Consider the following 20,176-nt stretch of genomic DNA (forward strand, 5'->3'; position numbering starts at 1 on the left):
TCATGCTGCAACCCTGACGCGCACAAGGCCACCATGGCCTTTCGATTCAACAAATAGATCAGGGTCATTTTTCCGCAAGTAGGTGCACGCATTTTTTTGAAATTTTTTTCGTTCCTTATCTCGCCCTCATCGGTGTCCTTATCTGGCCGACCATTCCACGAGACGGAAAAGCCTTGGATCCCTATGGCGCGAACAGCAATTTCCAACTAGCTTCATGCCATTGTCGGCAGGAACCCCTGCCCCCACTGATACAGGACACCTCCATGAGCCACCTTTTTACGCAGCTCTGCCTTGGCAAGCTTGAACTGGAAAACCGCATTGTCATAGCGCCGATGTGCCAATATTCCGCCGATAACGGTAAAGCCACGGCATGGCACGACATGCATCTTGGCAATCTTGCCCAATCCGGTGCCGGCCTTCTGATAATCGAGGCATCTGCGATTGAACCCGAAGGCCGCATTACCTATGGCGATCTTGGACTATGGGGCGATGAAACCGAAGCAGCCCTTGGCAAGACCCTCGCCGCTGTGCGCAGCCATTCCGACATGCCAATTGCCATCCAGCTTGCCCATGCTGGGCGTAAGGCATCCTGCGAAAAGCCTTGGGATGGTGGTGGCGCCATTGCACCGGATCATGAAAATGGCTGGCAGGTTGTTGCCCCGTCCGCTGTTCCGTTCCGTGCAGGCGACCCGGAACCAGAGGCACTCAACACCTCGCGCATCCGCGAAATCATTCAGGGCTTTGCCGATGCGGCCAAGCGCGCGGATCGACTTGGTCTTGATGCCATCGAAATTCACGGGGCACACGGGTACCTGCTCCATCAATTCCTCTCACCACATTCCAACAAACGCGATGACGACTATGGTGGATCGCTTGAAAATCGTATGCGGATCGTGATCGAGGTTTATGACGCAGTTCGCGCCGCTTTCGATCCAGCCAAACCGGTCGGCATTCGGATTTCGGCTTCTGATTGGGTCGAAGGCGGCTGGGATATTGATCAAAGCGCCGAACTGGCCCGTGTCCTGAAGGAACGCGGTTGCGATTTTATCCATGTGTCATCTGGCGGTCTTCACATCGATCAGAATATCCCCGTTGGCCCGAACTATCAGGTCCCCTTTGCAGATCGCATCAAATCGGAAACCGGCATGATCACCATCGCGGTTGGCCTGATTACCGAAGCAGAACAGGCAGAGGCCATTGTCTTCACCGGTCAGGCCGATGCCATTGCGCTGGCGCGTGGCATTCTTTATGACCCGCGCTGGCCGTGGCATGCGGCAGCAAGCCTTGGCGCCGAGGTCAAGGCGGCCAATCAGTATCTGCGCTGTCAGCCACGCACACTTAAAAAGCTGTTCGGTTAATCTGAAAAATCCCCGCAACTCATCTGATTGCGGGGATTTTTATCGCAATCGATACAGAAACGAAAAGGGCCTCGCAAATGCGAGACCCTTTCCGTAGCAAGAAGGTCGGTTGGTGGTAAGGCTTAGAAGCCCATACCGCCCATGCCGCCCATACCACCCATGCCGCCCATGTCAGGCGCGCCACCGGAGGATTTGTCTTCCGGCTTTTCAGCGATCATGCATTCGGTGGTGATCAGCAGACCTGCGACCGATGCTGCGTCCTGCAGGGCAGTACGAACAACTTTGGCCGGGTCGATGATGCCGGCTTTGACCAGGTTGGTGTATTCACCTTTCTGTGCGTCGAAGCCGAATTCAACATCGTCCTGCTCAAGCAGCTTGCCAGCGACAACTGCACCGTCAACACCTGCGTTCTGAGCGATCTGACGGACCGGAGCCTGCAGCGCGCGACGAACGATGTCGACACCGATGGTCTGGTCATGGTTTACACCTTCAAGACCGTCAAGAGCGCGGGTCGCGTACAGCAGAGCCGTACCGCCACCAGCAACGATACCTTCTTCAACAGCAGCGCGAGTTGCGTGCAGGGCATCGTCAACGCGGTCTTTGCGTTCTTTCACTTCGATTTCCGAAGCGCCACCGATTTTGATCACGGCAACACCGCCAGCGAGTTTCGCAAGACGTTCCTGCAGTTTCTCGCGGTCGTAATCCGAAGTGGTTTCTTCGATCTGTGCACGGATCTGGCCAACGCGGGCTTCGATCTGGGCTTTCTCACCGGCACCATCAACGATGGTGGTTTCTTCTTTGGTGATGGTGATCGATTTCGCGGTACCGAGCATATCGAGCGTAACGCTCTCAAGCTTGATGCCGAGATCTTCGGAGACAACCTGACCACCGGTAAGGATGGCGATGTCTTCGAGCATTGCTTTGCGACGGTCGCCGAAGCCCGGTGCTTTGACTGCAGCGATTTTCAGACCACCGCGCAGCTTGTTAACGACGAGGGTCGCAAGAGCTTCGCCTTCGACGTCTTCAGCAATGATAAGAAGCGGCTTGCCCGACTGAACGACAGCTTCCAGAAGCGGCAGCAGCGGCTGCAGCGAGGAAACCTTTTTGTCAAACAGCAGAACATAAGGGTTGTCGAGCTCGGCAACCATCTTTTCCGGATTGGTTACGAAGTACGGCGACAGGTAACCACGATCAAACTGCATGCCTTCGACAACGTCGAGTTCGGTGTGCAGGCCCTTGGCTTCCTCGACGGTGATAACACCTTCGTTGCCAACTTTTTCCATGGCTTCAGCGATCATGTCGCCGACTTCACGGTCACCGTTGGCCGAAATGTTACCAACCTGTGCAATCTCGTCCTTGCCCGAAACTTTACGAGCGCGGCTCTGGATGGCTTCGATTACTTTGGTCGTCGCAAGATCAATACCGCGTTTCAGGTCCATCGGGTTCATGCCAGCAGCAACGGACTTGTTGCCTTCACGAACGATTGCCTGTGCCAGAACGGTTGCGGTGGTGGTGCCGTCACCAGCCAGATCGGCGGTTTTGGAAGCCACTTCACGCAGCATCTGTGCGCCCATGTTTTCGAACTTGTCAGAAAGTTCGATTTCCTTGGCGACCGAAACGCCGTCCTTGGTCACGCGCGGTGCGCCAAAGGATTTTTCGATGACAACGTTACGGCCTTTCGGGCCGAGCGTCACTTTAACGGCATCAGCAAGGATGTCGACACCGCGCAGCATTTTGGCGCGGGCGTCGGTGGAGAATTTTACTTCTTTAGCAGCCATAGTATTCTTTCCTCTCTATGAGACGGATGAACGTGGATTTAAGTCACCAAAAGGCTGACTTATTCCATGATGCCCATAATGTCGGACTCTTTCATGATCAGCAGCTCTTCGCCATCGACCTTGACTTCGGTGCCCGACCATTTGCCGAACAGAACCTTGTCACCTGCCTTGACGTCAAGCGCTACAAGCGAGCCATCTTCTTTGCGAACACCGGAACCAACAGCGATGATCTCGCCTTCCTGCGGTTTTTCTTTCGCGGTATCCGGGATAATGATGCCACCGGCTGTCTTGGTGTCGGATTCGACACGACGGACCAGCACACGATCATGTAACGGACGGAACTTCATGTTAGACAACTCCGTGTTTAAGCTAAGGCTCGTTTTAAATTAAAACTAACCGGGATGAGCCCGTATTAGCACTCACCCCCGGCGAGTGCTAACAGCATGTATTGAAGCCATCGGAATTTGTCAACAGAAGAGAACAAAAGGACGCAAAAATGTCATGATTTTGGGGATTTTCTCGCACTTGCGAGAATGAAAACGGCGCGCTTCGCCCATGCGCCGCGCCACGATCATTTTCTGATGCCAGACCTATCACGCGACACTTCACATGACAAAGGGCAATATTGTGACACGATTTCCGAAACCCTTCATTCGCCAGCTTAAACTCATTGGCGGACTTTGATTTAACCAAATCCCCAATGCATCTTTATAAGTTATGCTAAGTAGGATATTCGTCTTGCAGGTCATTAGCCCGACTGGACCACTTGGGTCCCAAATGGTGATTTTATGAAGATCGAATCTCTGGAAATTCCCGAAGTCAAACTGCTCTTCCCGAGAAAATTCGAAGACGAGCGGGGATTCTTCTCCGAAACCTATAATCAGGAGGAGTTTTCACAGGCCGGAATCACGCAGGATTTCGTTCAGGATAACCATTCCTTTTCCAAAAGCCCCGGTGTTTTGCGCGGCCTGCATTTCCAGCGCGAACCGTATGCCCAAGACAAACTCGTTCGGGTTCTGCGCGGTCGAATCCTAGACGTTGCCGTCGACATTCGTCCCAATTCGCCAACACTTGGCAAATCGGTTATTGCCGAAATCAACGCCGATGACTGGAACCAGATTTTTGTTCCGCGCGGATTTGCTCATGGTTTTCTGACGCTCGCCCCCGACACAGAAGTCGTCTACAAGGTCAGCAGGCCTTACACCCCTTCGGCCGAGCATGCTATTCTATGGAACGATCCGGATCTTGGCATCAACTGGCCGATGGATGAAAGCCAGCTGATACTGTCAGCCAAAGATACCAATGCGATGTCGTTCAAAAAGTATCTTGAAACAGTTAGAGACGAAAACTGAACTGTCGTCTACATCCGATGCAGGCTGCGCAAAACGGATATTAGATAGTCGCGATACGAGCTGGCACCAAAGGCATCAATCAGCTTTTCAAATTGCCCCTCATCAATCAGACCTGTGCGTAATGCTATTTCTTCGGGGCAAGCAATTTTAAGGCTTTGCCGCTTTTCTACTGTTTCAACAAAGTTTGCGGCGTCAAGCATCGCACCATGGGTTCCTGTATCAAGCCAGGCATATCCGCGCCCCATCTTTTCTACATGCAACTGCCCACGTTCCAGATACGCATTGTTGACATCGGTAATTTCAAGCTCACCACGCGCCGATGGTTTTATGGATCTTGCGATTTCAACGACCTGCGCGTCATAGAAATACATCCCGGTCACGGCATAATTCGATTTCGGCTCTTTCGGCTTTTCTTCAATTCCCTTTGCCATTCCCTTGTTATCGAATTCGACGACACCGTAACGTTTAGGGTCCTGCACATAATAGGCAAAAACCGTTGCGCCGGTGGTCTGCTTCATCGCGTTGACCAGAAGCTCGGTCAGGCCATGCCCGAAAAATATGTTATCCCCCAGAACCAGACAGCACGGGTCATCGCCGATAAACGCAGCCCCGACCCGAAACGCATCGGCAAGACCGCGGGGCTCTTCCTGAACTGCATATTCGATCTGAAGCCCCCACCTCTGACCATCACCCAACAGCTCACGAAATAACGGTAAATCGCGCGGCGTACTGATCAAAAGGATTTCCCTGATCCCGGCCAACATCAATGTCGTCAGCGGGTAATAGACCATTGGCTTGTCGTAAACCGGCAACAACTGCTTTGACACAACCATTGTTGACGGATGCAACCGCGATCCGGTTCCGCCCGCAAGAATGATGCCTTTACGCATTTTCTATCTGCCCGCTTCAAGGTTGTTCAAACATGTCGGAAGGCTTTCCGAAATATCGGGCAGCCCATAATCGAAAGTATCGGTAAATTTCTGTGTCGACATTATGGAATAGGCTGGACGCTTGGCAATCGTTGGAAAGGCATCCGAATTTACCGGATCAATCCAGCAATTTTTCCCAGTCCAATTTGCCCCAAACTTCGCAATCGCAGCATCCTGAATACGTTTGGCGAAATCAAACCACGTCATCTGATTATCGGAAACAAGATGGTATGTCCCAAACCCGTTAAAGTTCAGATCAAGTATCACCGGTAATAATCGCAAGGTCGCATTCGCCAGATCAATTGCCGATGTCGGACATCCATGCTGATCATTCACAATCGTCAGAACATCACGTTGGGTCATCAATCCCAGCATCGTTTTGACGAAATTCTTGCCAAACGGGCTGTAAACCCAGGCAGTACGGAAAATAAGGTGGCGTTTAGTCGCAGCCCTGACCGCGCCTTCGCCTGCCAGCTTGCTGGCACCGTAAACGCCAAGTGGCGCGACCGAATCATCTTCGCAGTATGGTCGCTGTGACGCGCCATCAAAAACATAATCGGTTGAAAAATGGATCAGCGGAATATCAAGATCGTCGGCAGCCCGGGCCATCATATCAACAGCATCGCAGTTGATATGATAGGCGTTCTCACGATCATTTTCGGCAAGATCAACAGCCGTATAAGCAGCAGCATTGATGATCACATGCGGTTGATTGTCCCGAATGGCCGAAGCAATTGTCGACAGATCAGATAAATCACACTTGCTTCGATCCAAGAGTGTCAAACGGACTTTCGGAAAAGCCGCGCCACATAGCGCCAGACTTCTTCCCAATTGGCCGTTTGCGCCAAAGACAAGTGCATTAATCATCACTATTTCACCGTTCCGAGCCGCTCACCTGCATATTTATCTTTCAGGATGGGCTCCCACCACGCCCGATTTGCCAGATACCATTTCACTGTCTGCTCCAGACCGCTTTCAAAGCTGTGTTTTGGTTCCCAGCCAAGCTCGTCGCGTATCTTCGATGGATCAATCGCATACCGCCAGTCATGCCCCGGGCGGTCGGTCACGAACCGAATCTGCGCCTCAAAGTCACCTGTCACAGCATCGGGCTGAAACCGCGACACAACATCAAAGATGCTGCGCACGACATCAATATTTGCAACTTCGTTGCAACCACCGACATTGTATTTCTCGCCAATTCGTCCCTCGGTCAAAATGGTAAAAAGCGCGTCTGCATGGTCTTGAACATGAAGCCAGTCCCGCGTGTTTTTGCCATCGCCATAAACCGGCAACGCCTTGCCATGCAAGACATTCAGGATCATCAGGGGGATCAGCTTCTCGGGGAATTGATAGGGCCCGTAATTGTTCGAACAATTGCTGATAATCACCGGCAACCCATACGTATGATGCCAGGCGCGCACCAGGTAATCCGATCCCGCCTTGCTTGCAGAATATGGCGAATTGGGCGCATAGGGGGTTTCTTCTGTAAAAAGCCCCTCGTCCCCAAGCGAACCATACACCTCGTCAGTCGAAATATGATGAAACCGGAAAGTCGACCGTCGTTCAGCAGATAAGCTGTTGAAATAATCCCGTGCTGCTTCCAGCAGGGTGAATGTACCAACAAGATTCGTCTGAATAAATTCAGCCGGCCCGTCAATCGAACGGTCTACATGGCTTTCTGCCGCCAGATGCATCACAGCATCGGGTTGAAAACCTTCAAAGACCCGGTCAAGTTCCGCCCGGTTGCAGATATCCTGTTTTACGAAACAGTAGTTGGGTAGCGAAGAAACACTTTCAACAGTGCGCAAATCGGCCGCATATGTCAGCTTATCAAGGTTGAGAACCTCGATCTTTTTCTGCCCGGCCAAAAGCCGGCAGACCGCCGCCCCGATAAACCCTGCACCACCTGTCACAATGACTTTCATAGGCCCCGCCCGTTTATCCAACTTTGTCGCCAGAAATATCGACTTTATTCCACCGTAACCGACTTGGCGAGGTTACGGGGCTGATCGACATCCGTGCCCTTGTGAACCGCCACATGATAGGCCAGCATCTGAACCGGAATCGTATAAAGGATCGGTGCGACGAAGTCCGCAACCTTTGGCAGCTCGACCGTGGCGGATGCCATATCGCCAAGCTTCGCAAGTCCCTCTGCATCAGACAGGAAAATTACCCGTCCGCCGCGTGCGGCCGCTTCCTGCATGTTCGATGCAGTTTTTTCAAAAAGTTCGTCGGAAGGTGCAATCACGATGATCGGAACCGACTGATCAATCAGGGCAATCGGGCCGTGCTTCATCTCGCCCGCCGCATAGCCTTCGGCGTGGATATAGGAAATTTCCTTGAGCTTCAGCGCCCCTTCCATCGCAATCGGATAGCCAAGGCCGCGGCCGATATAAAGCACATCGCGCGCATCAGCGATATTGATCGCAAGTTCACGGATTTCATCGTCATGATGAAGGACTTCGGCCGCATGTTTTGGCACTTCGGTCAGCGCGTTGACGATGGCGGCTTCCTCGTCCTTGTCCAGCGTCCCGTTATCGCGCCCGATCGTCACGGCAAGGCAGGCCAGAACAGTCAATTGCGTGGTAAAGGCCTTGGTCGATGCGACACCGATTTCCGGCCCGGCATAGGTCAGCAAGACCACATCGCTTTCGCGTGCAATCGTGCTTTCGGCCACATTGACGATGGAAACAATTTTCTGCCCCTTGGACTTCGCATAACGAAGGGCAGCCAAGGTATCAAGCGTCTCGCCGGATTGCGAAAGAAACAGCGCAACGCCCCCTTTTGGAAGCGGCGGGCACCGATAGCGGAATTCAGACGCGATATCGACATCAACGCCAAGCCCGGCATAGCGTTCGATCCAGTGCTTTGCCACCATTCCGGCATAGAAGGACGTGCCGCACGCCACAATCGTCAACCGGCTGACATCGTTAAACGAAAACGGCATATCGGGCAGCTTGATCGTCCGCGTCGCCGGATTGATGAAGGCATGCAACGTGTCGCCAATCACGGCTGGCTGTTCGAAAATTTCCTTCTGCATGAAATGGTTATAGTTACCCTTGCCCATCATGGCACCGGAAACAGCCGAAAGCTTTGTTTCACGGGTAACGTCATTGTCATGCTCGTCACGGACCTGAACACCATCGCGGGTCACTTCGACCCAATCACCTTCCTCAAGGTAAATCAGCCTGTTGGTCAGATGCGACAGTGCCATCGCGTCCGAGCCAAGATACATCTCGCCCTCACCCAAACCAACCGCAAGCGGCGTGCCACGGCGCGCGCCAAAAATCACGTCATGCTGCCCGGCAATCATGATTACCAGCGCAAAGGCCCCCTCAATCCGATGTAATGTGGCGGCGACTGCGTCACGCGGGGTTTTGCCCTGATCAAGGAAGTCGGAAACCAGATGCACAATCACTTCAGTGTCGGTATCAGTGGCAAAAACCCGGCCCTTGCCGGAGAGCTCAGCCTTGATTTCCTGATAATTTTCGATGATGCCGTTATGCACCACGGCAACCTTGCCATCGGTGTGCGGATGGGCGTTGTTTTCGGTCGGAACCCCATGCGTCGCCCAGCGGGTGTGACCAATGCCGACATCCCCCGCCAGCGGCATTTCCGCAAGACGGTTGGCAAGATTTATCAGCTTGCCTTCGGCCCGGCGGCGATCAATATGACCGTTAACAAGGGTCGCAATCCCGGCACTGTCATAGCCCCGATATTCAAGCCGTTTAAGCCCCTCAAGAATACGGTCGCTGACGCTGTCCTTGCCAATAATGCCGATAATCCCGCACATAGTTATTATCTTCCCCGTCGAAATTTTGCCCGTCGCGCACGCAAATGCCGCGCGTTAATTGCCGTTACTTACCCAAAAGGGCCTTCATCTTCTCGCGAAATACCCGCGCCCAGCCCGGTTTATCAAGCCGTTGCGCACGCTCTATCACCAAGGCATCGGCTTCGACCGTTCCGGTAATCGTGCTGCCCGCACCAATAATGGCACCGTCGCCGATGGATACGGGGGCGACCAGTGCCGAATTGGAACCGATAAATGCACCGGCCCCGATATCGGTATGTTGTTTGCGGTATCCGTCGTAATTGCATGTGATGGTTCCGGCCCCGATATTGGCCTTTGCCCCGACACGGGCATCACCGATATAGCTGAGGTGATTGACCTTCGCCCCGTCTTCAACAACAGCCTTTTTGATCTCGACAAAATTTCCAACCCTGGCACCGGCACCAATTTCCGCGCCCGGTCGCAAACGGGCATAGGGCCCGATATCGGCTTTGTCCCCCACCACACAGCTTTCAAGATGGCTGAAGGCCTTGATCGTTACCTCATCGCCAACCGTAACACCGGGACCGAAAAACACATTCGGCTCGATAACAACATCCCGGCCCAATCTGGTGTCGCTGGCCAGATAGACCGAACCCGGATCAATCAAGGTCGCGCCATTCACCATTGCCACCTCGCGCAGGCGTGACTGCATAATCGCTTCGGCCACGGCAAGCTGGCTTCTGGAATTCACACCAAGCGTTTCTTCCTCAGCGACCTCAACAGCAACGCAACTATTGCCGTTGGCACGCGCCACCTCGACCGCATCGGTCAGGTAATATTCGCCCTTTGCATTGGCATTTCCAATCGCTTCAAGGGTTTCAATCATGCTTTCAGCACGGAAGCACATCACACCGGAATTGCAAAAATTGATCGCACGTTGCGTTTCGTCACATTCCTTGTCTTCAACAATCGCCAGCAACTCACCATTTGCCGGATCGGTCACAAGGCGGCCATAGCCGGTCGGGTCTTCGGGGCGGAACCCCAGAACCGCAACCGCGTGATCGCCATGCTCGCGTGCCGCGACAAGGCGTGAGAGGGTTTCGGTAGTAAAAAGCGGACTGTCGGCATAAAGCACAAGCACATTGCCCGTAAGGCCACGAAGGGCCTCTTTGGCGGCAAGAACCGCATGTGCGGTTCCAAGTCGATCCGTTTGTTCGAATGTCGAATGCGGGGAGACGGCCTCAATCAGCTTGGGCATATCCGGCCCGACAACAACCATGGTTTTGGTTGCGTTCAGATGGGCCGCCGTATCAATCACATGATTGACCATCGGTTTGCCTGCTATCTTGTGCATGACCTTGGGGATCGCGCTTTTCATTCGCGTTCCCATACCCGCAGCCAGAACCACCACACTTAATTCACGCGACATGCTTTAACCCTGTTGTGCCATGCGTTACACGGCGTCCCCTTTGTTTTCGATCCGGTCACGATATGCCGGTCCGAACCTTTCACAGCCGATTTGAAGCAACTCCTAACCTATAATCCCCAAAGGCAAAAGCCCCGAAAGAATCACGTTTTGTTACTTCGTGTTAGCAGATGTTACCGTTTGTTAATGACACCATTTCGGTTAAGGTCCGATAAATCGATATTCGTTTTCAAAGGCAGCATCGCAAAATGGCAAAATTCATCCTGTTCGATCTTGACGGCACCCTGATTGACGGGGTGGATGATCTGCTGTTTGCGATGAACGAAACCCTCGCCGCTCACGACCTTACGCCACTTGCTCGTCCCGAACTGGAAGCCATGCTGGGCGATGGCACCAAAATGCTGACCAAACGGGCGTTTGATGCACGCGGTGTCACGATTGATGGTCAACAGCTCGATGACTGCGAAGGCGATTTCACCACACGTTATATCGACACCGACTATGGCAATACCCGCCTGTTTGAAAATGCCGAAGCAACCCTTCGAGATCTGGCATCAGATGGCTGGATCATTGGTCTGGCATCAAACAAACCGACCGCACCCTGCAAACGCATCCTTGAACGGCTGGGTGTCTCCGACCTGTTTGCCGTGATTGCCGGCGGCGATGCAACGCACGTTAAAAAGCCCGACGGCGCTCATTTGGCATTCGCCCTTGATCAAGCCGGATATGACCGGGCACGCGGCGATATCGCGATCATGGTTGGCGATCATGCCAATGATGTGAATGCCGCACGCGATTTCGGCATTCCGGCCATTGCGGTGGCCTTTGAAGTCGACGATACACGTGCAAAAAATCTCGCCGCAGATGGGGTTGTCACTGCATTTGAAAACCTGCCCGACGAGATCGGAAAAATCGTCAAACAGGCTGCTTGACACCCCCTGATCACCCCCTTATAACCCCGCGCTACCGATGGAAAGCAAGCTGCCCAACCGGGCCGCGATTTCCGTTTTCGGGCGTATAGCTCAGTTGGTTAGAGCGTTCCCTTCACACGGGAGAGGTCACAAGTTCGAATCTTGTTACGCCCACCATTTTTTCCATAAAACTTAAATCGTCATACCGTTCCCTGAACAGGGAAGCAGGCTGCATTTTCCTCTCTGGAGAATAAAAAAACCGGTCAGCAATTTCCTGCCGACCGGTCGGGAGTGCGCAATCAACGCTATCGCGTCTTGCGGGAGCTTTGGCCTAATGGCTGTCTTTCGGGATCGCCTTGCCGCGATGACCGACGAGGAAGTCGAAATCGGCCCCCTTGTCCGCGCCAATGACGCTTTTGTAATACAGCGATGCATAACCGCTTTCCGGTACCGGCACCGTCGATTTCCAATTATCAAGGCGCTTCTTAAGCTCCTCGTCACTGATATCGAGATGCAGTTTGCGGTTTGGCACATCCAGTTCAATCATGTCGCCATTCTGCACCACCGCCAACGGGCCGCCAGCAGCCGCTTCGGGGGAGGTATGCAGAACCACCGTGCCATATGCCGTGCCGCTCATACGGGCATCGGAAATACGCACCATGTCGGTAATGCCCTTGCGTAACACCTTGGGCGGCAAGCCCATATTGCCGACTTCGGCCATGCCCGGATAGCCTTTCGGCCCGCAGTTTTTCAGAACCATGATGCAGTTTTCATCGATATCAAGGCTTTCGTCATAGATCTTGGCCTTGTAATCATCAATGTCCTCAAACACCACGGCACGACCACGATGGGTGAGCAAGGAAGCTGTTGCCGCCGACGGCTTCAACACCGCACCATTGGGCGCAAGGTTGCCTTTGACAACCGCGATGCCACCGCTTTGGGTCAGGGCCTTTTCGAACGGGCGAATGACATCGTCATTCCAGTTCTGAACATCCTTGACCTGATCCCACATGGTGTCGCCTGAAACGGTCAAAGCATCATTATGCAGCTTGCCCGCCTCGCCCAGTGCCTTGATGACCACCGGTAAACCACCGGCATAGAAGAATTCCTCCATCAGGTATTTGCCCGATGGCTGCAGATTCACAATCGTCGGAATATCACGACCCAGACGGTCCCAATCATCAAGTGTCAGGTCGATGCCAACACGACCGGCAATGGCGAGCAAATGGATCACAGCATTGGTCGAACCACCAATCGCCCCATTGACCCGGATCGCATTTTCAAACGCTTCCTTGGTCATAACATCGGATGGTTTCAGGTCGTCCTTGACCATCTGCACGATCCGGCGGCCGGTCACATGCGCCATCACGCGGCGACGGCTATCCACGGCCGGAATCGCGGCATTGCCCGAAAGCGCCATGCCCAGTGCTTCGGCCATGCTGGCCATGGTGGATGCGGTGCCCATCGTATTGCATGAACCGGGCGAACGCGACATGGCGATTTCGGCTTCAAGGAAATCCTCGGTGCTGATCTTGCCGGCCTTGCGGTCTTCGGAAAGCTGCCAAAGCGACGTGCCCGAACCGATATCCTGACCGCGCCATTTACCGTTCAGCATCGGCCCGCCGGTGACCACAATCGCCGGGATATCAACACTTGCAGCCCCCATCAAAAGGGCTGGGGTGGTTTTATCGCAGCCCACCATCAGAACCACACCGTCAAGCGGCGTTCCGCGCAGCGCTTCCTCGACATCCATCGCGCACAAATTACGGAACATCATGGCGGTCGGGCGCAATGTGCTCTCGCCCGGCGAGAAAACCGGGAATTCAAGCGGTAAACCACCAGCTTCGTAAATACCGTGTTTGACGCGTTCCGCCAGATCGCGCAAATGCGCGTTGCAGGGCGTCAACTGCGACCAGGTATTGCAAATCCCGATCACCGGACGACCGTCAAACAGGTCCGATGGCAGGCCCTGGTTCTTCATCCAGCTGCGGTGATAGATATTGTCCTTGCTGGTTCCGCCGAACCAGCCTTCCTGCGAACGCAGGACGCGGGGCCATGCTGCCGGTTTGAACTTCGTCATGCCCGTTCTCCTTTATGAGTTTTTATCGAGACGGGTCCGATTCCATATGGATGTGGCATTCCATATGGGGGACTTTGAACGGCATGGCTTTGCAATTGCTTTATCCAAGCAACTGATCCTGTCAGAACCGTGCCGTTCCTCGTCTGCATGTTGTTACGCTTTGTTCTTGTTATAGACGTCAAAGATCACAGCCGCGAGCAGCACCAGACCCTTGATGACCTGCTGCCAGTCGATACCGACGCCAATGATCGACATGCCGTTATTCATGACACCCATGATCAACGCGCCAACCACCGCACCGATCACCTTGCCAACCCCGCCCGACATCGATGCGCCACCGATAAACACGGCTGCAATCACATCAAGCTCGAACGCAAGACCGGCTTTCGGGGTTGCCGTATTCAAACGCGCGGCAAACACAAGACCGGCGAGCGCGGCCAGCATGCCCATATTGGCAAAGGTCAGGAAGGTCAGGCGTTTCGTATTGATGCCCGAAAGCTTGGCGGCTTTTTCATTCCCGCCCAGCGCATAGATACGGCGACCAAGCGTTGTGCTGTTGGTGATGAAGGTGAATATCGCAATCAGAAGCGCCATCACGATCAAAACGTTCGGCAACCCGCGATAGGTTGACAAAAGATAGGTGACATAAAGTATCGCGATACCGGCAATCGCATGTTTGGCGGCAAAGAACGCGATCGGCTCTTCGACTTCGGCGAACTTCGCCTGCTTGGCGCGTGCCCGCAGACCAAGAACCGGCAGGATCACCGCAATTGCAACGCCCAGAACCATCGAAAAGATGTTAAACCGGCCTTCGATCAAACCGGCAAAGAAATCGGGAAGAAAACCCGAAGACATCGCCTGGAAGCTGTCAGGGAACGGACCAACCGATGCCCCGCCCAGAAGCGCCAGCGTCAAACCTTTAAACACCAGCATACCGGCCAGCGTCACGATAAAGGACGGAATGCGCCAATAGGCAACCCAGTATCCTTGGGCGGCACCGATAATCGCACCGACGATCAGACAGGCCGGGATCACAATAATCGTCGGCAAATCCCAATGGACAATCATCACCGCAGCAAGCGCACCGATAAAGCCGACGACCGATCCAACCGAAAGATCGATATGGCCGCCGACAATCACCAGCAGCATGCCCACTGCCATGATGATAATATAGCTGTTCTGAAGGAACAGGTTGGTCAGGTTGACCGGTTTAAGCATCACGCCATCGGTCATCACCTGGAAGAAGGCCAGAATCGCGATCAGCGCGACCACCATGCCATATTCGCGCATATGCGTGCGCAGGTAATAACCCATCGATTTGCTGCTAGAAGTATCCGTCATTGTCTGCTTCCTTACGCTTTCAGGATCATGCGCATGATTTTTTCCTGATCGGCATCATTTGCCGCCAGTTGCCCTTTGATCTCACCCTCGTTCATCACATAGATGCGATCGCACATGCCCAGAAGCTCCGGCATCTCCGACGAGATCATGATGACCCCCTTACCATCGGCTGCCAGCTGGTTGATAATCGTATAAATCTCGTATTTCGCACCAACATCAATTCCGCGCGTCGGTTCGTCCAGAATAAGGACCTCCGGCCCGGCAAACAGCCATTTCGCCAAAACGACTTTCTGCTGGTTACCCCCCGAAAGATTGACAGCCTTCTGTCCGACATTCGGGGTGCGGATATTGATTTTGTTGCGATATTCTTCGGCCACCTGACGTTCGGCCCCTTCATTGATGACGCCGTGTTCGGCAACACCGTCAAGATTGGCCAATGTGATATTGGTCGTGATGCTTTCTTCAAGCACCAGCCCCATTTCCTTGCGATCCTCTGTCACATAGGCAAGACCCGATGCAATCGCCTTTTCAACGGTCGACACATCGGCAGGTTTGCCATTGATCAGGAGCTCGCCGCTGATATCCGCGCCATAGGCACGGCCAAAGATGCTCATGGCAAGTTCAGTACGCCCGGCCCCCATCAGACCGGCAATCCCGACAACCTCGCCTGCCGCCACATCGATACTGACATTTTTGACGACCTTGCGTTCGGGATGGAGCGGATGGGTCACATTCCAGTTGCGCACTTCCATCAGCTTGGTCGTGCCGATATTGGGTGTGCGATCCGGATAACGATGCGCCATATCGCGCCCCACCATATCCTTGACGATATCGTCTTCGGTAATTTTGCCGCCACGCGCATCAAGTGTCGAAATCGCCTTGCCATCGCGAATAACCGTGATGCGGTCAGCCACGCGATTGATTTCGTTCAGCTTGTGCGAAATCAGGATCGATGTGATCCCCTGCGCCTTGAATTCAAGCAACAGGTCCAGAAGTTTCTGGCTGTCATTTTCCTGCAAACTTGCCGTCGGCTCGTCAAGGATCAGAAGCTTGACCTTTTTCGAAAGCGCCTTGGCAATTTCAACAAGCTGCTGCTTGCCGACACCGATATTGGTGATCAGTTCGCTGGGTGTTTCGCGAAGCCCGACTTTTTTCAAAAGCTCGCTCGTGCGTGCAAAGGTCGCGGGCCAGTTAATCACACCGTTTTCGCAAATCTCGTTGCCCAGAAAGATGTTCTCGGCAATCGACAGCAACGGCACAAGAGCCAGTTCCTGATGAATGATGATAATGCCGCGTTCTTCGCTGTCGCGGATATCCTTGAATTCCTGCACATCCCCGTCATAAAGGATGTCACCTTCATAGGTGCCAATCGGGTAAACGCCGCTCAATACTTTCATCAGGGTCGATTTACCGGCCCCGTTTTCGCCGCAAAGGGCGTGGATTTCACCACGTTCCACTTTCAGGCTGACATCGTCCAGCGCCTTCACCCCCGGAAAGGTTTTGGTGATATTGCGCATTTCCAGGATGGTATCCATCCGGTCCTCCCACTGCCGATGTTTTCACAACGGCGCTATTCTCGCTCGCAGTCTTGTTTGACTGTTACCGTCAGTTTCAGACAGCACAGAAAAAGGCGGGCCAGCATTTCAGAGCGAGCCCGCCCTCTGTCACATTCAGATCAACGGATTACTGGACTTCGTCCTTGGTGTAGTAACCCGAACCCACCAGGATTTCTTCCCAGTTGGATTTATCAACCATAACCGGCTCCAGCAGGTAGGAAGGAACAACCTTCACACCGTTGTCATAGGTTTTGGTATCGTTGATGGTCGGCTTTTTACCGGCAAGAACACTGTCGACCATCGAAACGGTGACGCGTGCAAGTTCACGGGTATCCTTGAAGATCGTGGAATACTGTTCACCAGCAAGGATCGATTTGACCGACGGCAGTTCGGCGTCCTGACCGCTAACAACCGGCATTTTCATGTCGCCGGAACCATAGCCAACGCCTTTAAGCGACGACAGTATGCCGATCGAAAGACCATCATAGGGTGACAGAACGCCATCAACCTGATCGTCGGTGTAATAAGCCGACAGCAGGTTATCCATACGTGCCTGTGCAACCGCGCCATCCCAGCGAAGGGTACCGACCTTGTCCATGCCCATCTGGCCAGATTTGACAACAACCGTGCCTTCATCAATCAGCGGCTGCAGAACGGACATCGCACCGTTATAGAAGAAATAGGCGTTGTTATCATCCGGCGAACCACCGAACAGTTCAACATTATAGGGCGGCTCACCAGCCGCGGTCAGACCTTCAACCAGCGAGGTTGCCTGCTGAACGCCGACTTTGAAGTTATCGAAGGTCGAATAGTAATCAACATTGGCGGTGTCACGGATCAGGCGGTCATAGGCGAACACCTGAATACCGGCTGCCTTGGCATTTTCCAGCGCGTTCGAAAGCGTGGTGCCGTCGATTGCCGCGATCACAAGAACATCAACGCCTTTGACGATCATGTTTTCAATCTGGGAAAGCTGATTGGGAATATCGTCTTCTGCATATTGCAGATCGGTTTTGTAACCGGCGTCTTCGAACTGCTTGACCATGGACTCGCCGTCCGAAATCCAGCGTGCCGAGGATTTGGTGGGCATCGCGATCCCGACATATCCTTTTTCATCGGCATGTGCATAGCTGCCGGAAATCATCGGGCTCATCATTGCGGCCGCGCCAAAGGCGACCCCTGCCATTACGGCACTGAGACGTTTCATATCTTTCCTCCCTAAAAGACACGGCCTTTACAGCCTTTTGCCCGACTTTCCAGGCAAAGCTGCCTGTATGTGCCGCGTCTTTGTTTTCGCTTGATAATGCATCCCGTTTTCCCGCGAGATGCGGCGCCATTATTCCGGGGCCAGACATAACAATCAAATAAGTATTTTCGAAACTTGCATATCAAAAATGATATATTAAACTTGCCCGGCAAGGAGAATTATCATGACCGAACCCGCCAAGACGCTGCCGCTCAGTTCCGCGAAATCCCTGCTGTTTCGATCCGGCAATCTGTTTCAGCGCGGCCTGAAGCTTAGCCATCTGCGCATGATTGTCGCGATGGAAGAAACCGGGCAGATCAGCCAGGCCGCCGCCATGCTGCAAACATCGCAGCCCGCAGCATCACGTCTGTTATCAGAAATGGAAACCATTCTTGAAGCCCGGCTTTGTGTGCGCGGATCGCGCGGCATTGAAATGACCAATGCTGGACGCGCACTGGCAAGGCGCGCGCGCAGCATGCTGATTGAAATCCGCGAAGCCGAACGCGAGATCGAGGATATCAAGCATGGCGGCGGCACGGTTTTCATCGGCGCTGTGACCGCAGCAGCAGTTGATCTTGTCGTGCCGGCCATCCGCACGGTGCAGTCGATCAACGCCCTGCTTGAAGCACATGTGTCGGTCGGACCATCGCATCTGCTGATCAAGGATCTGCTGGCGGGGGATCATGATTTTGTCATCGGCCGCGTCCCCGAAGATATGGACCCTCGCCAATTCAACATCCGCGAAATCCGAAGCGAGAAAATCCGCCTGATGGTTCGCGCCGGGCATCCTTTGCTTGCGGAAAACAAGCCTGTTTCACTGGCCCGTCTTGCCAAATTCGAATGGCTATTGCCGCCACCAGGCAACCTGATGCGCCGCACCATCGAAGACGTGTTTATCTCGCGCCATCTGCCGCTGCCGCATTCCAGCCTGAATTCCGCGTCACTGCTGGTTACCCTTGCCACCCTGTCGGGCACGGATGCCATCGCACCGATGGCGGAGGAGGTCACATCGCTTTTAAGCATCGGGGGCATGATTGCCGAACTGCCGTTTGACGGAACGATTGAAATCAAACCCTACAGCCTGATTACCGCGCGCGGACACCGCCTGTCACCATCCGCGCAACTGGTTTCTGACCATATTCTTGCCCGTATCGAAAAGCCCGATGCCTGATTTCATGCCGGGGCCTGTCCTCTACCAAAAGCGAGTGGCGCGATGGCATGTCTTTCGCATAAAGTTCCGCACAAGATTTCAACACAAAGACCAAACATTCCGCCGGACAGATAATGCAATTAATGCAATCAGCAACACTTGCCGTTTTGACACTGGGCTTGACCCATTTTGCCTTTGCCAGCACGGCACAGGAAAATCCTGTCGCGATACCGGAAACCGATCCCTATGTTCTGTTTGATCTGCGCGATAATTTCGTCTGGAACCTGACGCATTATCAGATCCTTGATCCCGACGAGACAATGGTGGAAACCCTGATCACAGAAGCAGATCAGGGTCAGATGGTTTTTGACATGGTCCTGCGCGATACGGTCCCGCCCTATTGCGAATTGCGGTTTGATCCGACGATTTGCGATGATCGTGGCTCCCCGGTCAACTGGTTCAGCGACCTGCCCCAGACCATCTGTATGGATATCCCGGCCAACGTTTCATTCAATCATGCAAAACAGCTCAAGGGCGCAAAGTTCCTGTGCCTTGAACCACGCGAAAAGCTGTTGCTGCCCGAAAGCTGGCAAAGCCAGCAGACCGGTGCTCAGACCTATTTATCGCAACGCATCGAACCTGGTGCGGTCACTGTACGCGATGATATCGCCACCATTGATATCCTTGTACTTGATGCCATAAACACCCCGCTTGCGACCCTGTCGCCCGAAGGATATGGCGATGCCAAAATCGGCATGACCGAGGATCAGGTCCGTACAGCCATGATCGAGCCCATGACATCAACCCGCGAGGGAACCGATGACGCCGAATGCTATCACTTGCAATCAGCAGGCGGCCCGACCGGGCTTGGCTTTATGATGGTCGATGGCAAACTTGCCCGCGTTTCGGTCTATGCCGATGAATATGACATCGCTACCAGCCTGATCCGGACCGGCCGCGCCATTCAGGTCGGCGATACCATCGATGATGTACGCGCCGCCTATGGTGATGGCGTGATTGAGGAAGAACACGAACATAACGGTCCGGAAGGCCGTTATCTGACATGGTGGGCGAACGATGCCCAAACATCGGGCATCCGCTTTGAAACCGGGCGGGACGGCACGGTAACCGCCATCCATGCCGGGACCGGCTCTATCGCCCGGTCCGAAAGCTGCTACTAGGCGTCCATCTCTGTATTGACAGCCTGTGGCCAGCGGATTAATGCCATGCCTTTCGGGCGTCCTGCCCCAAAGGCCCAAACAATCATTTTTACGCCA

At 53.8% G+C, this 20,176-nt stretch carries 16 protein-coding genes and 1 tRNA gene; 6 read left to right on the plus strand and 11 right to left on the minus strand.

Features of this window, described 5'->3' with window-relative positions:
* The first annotated feature begins 263 nt into the window (after positions 1 to 263).
* Complete coding sequence (locus TH3_RS12610) at positions 264 to 1,358, plus strand: NADH:flavin oxidoreductase/NADH oxidase (protein ID WP_007090382.1); 1,095 nt, start codon at positions 264 to 266, stop codon at positions 1,356 to 1,358.
* 122 nt (positions 1,359 to 1,480) lie between these two features.
* On the opposite strand, the gene groL is transcribed toward TH3_RS12610, so the two are convergent.
* Both groL and groES read right to left on the minus strand, forming a co-directional pair.
* On the minus strand, positions 1,481 to 3,136 hold the full coding sequence (groL, locus tag TH3_RS12615; protein ID WP_007090383.1) for a chaperonin GroEL: 1,656 nt from the start codon (positions 3,134 to 3,136) through the stop codon (positions 1,481 to 1,483).
* Between the two features lie 59 nt (positions 3,137 to 3,195).
* Positions 3,196 to 3,483, minus strand: a complete 288-nt coding sequence (gene groES, locus TH3_RS12620) for a co-chaperone GroES (RefSeq protein ID WP_007090384.1) — start codon at positions 3,481 to 3,483, stop codon at positions 3,196 to 3,198.
* Between the two features lie 441 nt (positions 3,484 to 3,924).
* Here groES and rfbC point away from each other — a divergent pair, with 441 nt between their 5' ends.
* Positions 3,925 to 4,488: a dTDP-4-dehydrorhamnose 3,5-epimerase gene (gene rfbC / locus TH3_RS12625; protein ID WP_007090385.1), complete on the plus strand. Its 564-nt coding sequence runs from the start codon at positions 3,925 to 3,927 to the stop codon at positions 4,486 to 4,488.
* An 8-nt stretch (positions 4,489 to 4,496) separates the two neighbouring features.
* On the opposite strand, the gene rfbA is transcribed toward rfbC, so the two are convergent.
* The 5 genes from rfbA to glmU form a co-directional block, all read right to left on the minus strand.
* Positions 4,497 to 5,378 carry a glucose-1-phosphate thymidylyltransferase RfbA gene (gene rfbA, locus TH3_RS12630; protein WP_007090386.1) on the minus strand — a complete coding sequence of 294 codons (882 nt, stop codon included), beginning with the start codon at positions 5,376 to 5,378 and terminating at the stop codon, positions 4,497 to 4,499.
* Positions 5,379 to 5,381: 3 nt separating this feature from the next.
* Positions 5,382 to 6,284: a dTDP-4-dehydrorhamnose reductase gene (rfbD, locus tag TH3_RS12635; protein WP_007090387.1), complete on the minus strand. Its 903-nt coding sequence runs from the start codon at positions 6,282 to 6,284 to the stop codon at positions 5,382 to 5,384.
* Positions 6,285 to 6,286: 2 nt separating this feature from the next.
* A complete protein-coding gene (rfbB, locus tag TH3_RS12640; protein ID WP_007090388.1) occupies positions 6,287 to 7,342 on the minus strand; it encodes a dTDP-glucose 4,6-dehydratase in 1,056 nt (351 codons plus the stop codon).
* A 44-nt stretch (positions 7,343 to 7,386) separates the two neighbouring features.
* The gene (gene glmS, locus TH3_RS12645) at positions 7,387 to 9,210 is read right to left on the minus strand and encodes a glutamine--fructose-6-phosphate transaminase (isomerizing) (protein WP_007090389.1); all 1,824 of its coding nucleotides are present in this window, start codon (positions 9,208 to 9,210) and stop codon (positions 7,387 to 7,389) included.
* A gap of 64 nt (positions 9,211 to 9,274) precedes the next feature.
* Positions 9,275 to 10,618, minus strand: a complete 1,344-nt coding sequence (gene glmU / locus TH3_RS12650; protein WP_007090390.1) for a bifunctional UDP-N-acetylglucosamine diphosphorylase/glucosamine-1-phosphate N-acetyltransferase GlmU — start codon at positions 10,616 to 10,618, stop codon at positions 9,275 to 9,277.
* Between the two features lie 245 nt (positions 10,619 to 10,863).
* Here glmU and TH3_RS12655 point away from each other — a divergent pair, with 245 nt between their 5' ends.
* Positions 10,864 to 11,547, plus strand: coding sequence for an HAD-IA family hydrolase (locus tag TH3_RS12655; RefSeq protein ID WP_007090391.1), 684 nt, complete (start codon positions 10,864 to 10,866; stop codon positions 11,545 to 11,547).
* A 79-nt stretch (positions 11,548 to 11,626) separates the two neighbouring features.
* Positions 11,627 to 11,703, plus strand: a tRNA-Val gene (locus TH3_RS12660).
* Positions 11,704 to 11,857: 154 nt separating this feature from the next.
* Here TH3_RS12660 and araD read toward each other — a convergent pair.
* The 4 genes from araD to chvE all read right to left on the minus strand — a co-directional run bounded on the left by araD (position 11,858) and on the right by chvE (position 17,710).
* Positions 11,858 to 13,606, minus strand: coding sequence for an L-arabinonate dehydratase (gene araD / locus TH3_RS12665; protein WP_007090392.1), 1,749 nt, complete (start codon positions 13,604 to 13,606; stop codon positions 11,858 to 11,860).
* A 153-nt stretch (positions 13,607 to 13,759) separates the two neighbouring features.
* The gene (gene mmsB / locus TH3_RS12670; RefSeq protein ID WP_007090393.1) at positions 13,760 to 14,947 is read right to left on the minus strand and encodes a multiple monosaccharide ABC transporter permease; all 1,188 of its coding nucleotides are present in this window, start codon (positions 14,945 to 14,947) and stop codon (positions 13,760 to 13,762) included.
* A gap of 11 nt (positions 14,948 to 14,958) precedes the next feature.
* Entirely contained in the window at positions 14,959 to 16,482 is a 1,524-nt protein-coding gene (mmsA, locus tag TH3_RS12675; protein ID WP_007090394.1) for a multiple monosaccharide ABC transporter ATP-binding protein, read from the minus strand.
* A gap of 148 nt (positions 16,483 to 16,630) precedes the next feature.
* Positions 16,631 to 17,710, minus strand: a complete 1,080-nt coding sequence (chvE, locus tag TH3_RS12680) for a multiple monosaccharide ABC transporter substrate-binding protein (protein WP_007090395.1) — start codon at positions 17,708 to 17,710, stop codon at positions 16,631 to 16,633.
* 223 nt (positions 17,711 to 17,933) lie between these two features.
* Between chvE and TH3_RS12685 the strand changes: the two genes are divergently transcribed.
* Entirely contained in the window at positions 17,934 to 18,920 is a 987-nt protein-coding gene (locus TH3_RS12685) for a LysR family transcriptional regulator (RefSeq protein WP_007090396.1), read from the plus strand.
* Positions 18,921 to 19,042: 122 nt separating this feature from the next.
* Complete coding sequence (locus TH3_RS12690) at positions 19,043 to 20,080, plus strand: amidohydrolase family protein (RefSeq protein WP_007090397.1); 1,038 nt, start codon at positions 19,043 to 19,045, stop codon at positions 20,078 to 20,080.
* The last annotated feature ends 96 nt before the right edge of the window (positions 20,081 to 20,176 follow it).

Source organism: Thalassospira xiamenensis M-5 = DSM 17429 (assembly GCF_000300235.2).
In the GTDB taxonomy this organism is placed as follows: domain Bacteria; phylum Pseudomonadota; class Alphaproteobacteria; order Rhodospirillales; family Thalassospiraceae; genus Thalassospira; species Thalassospira xiamenensis.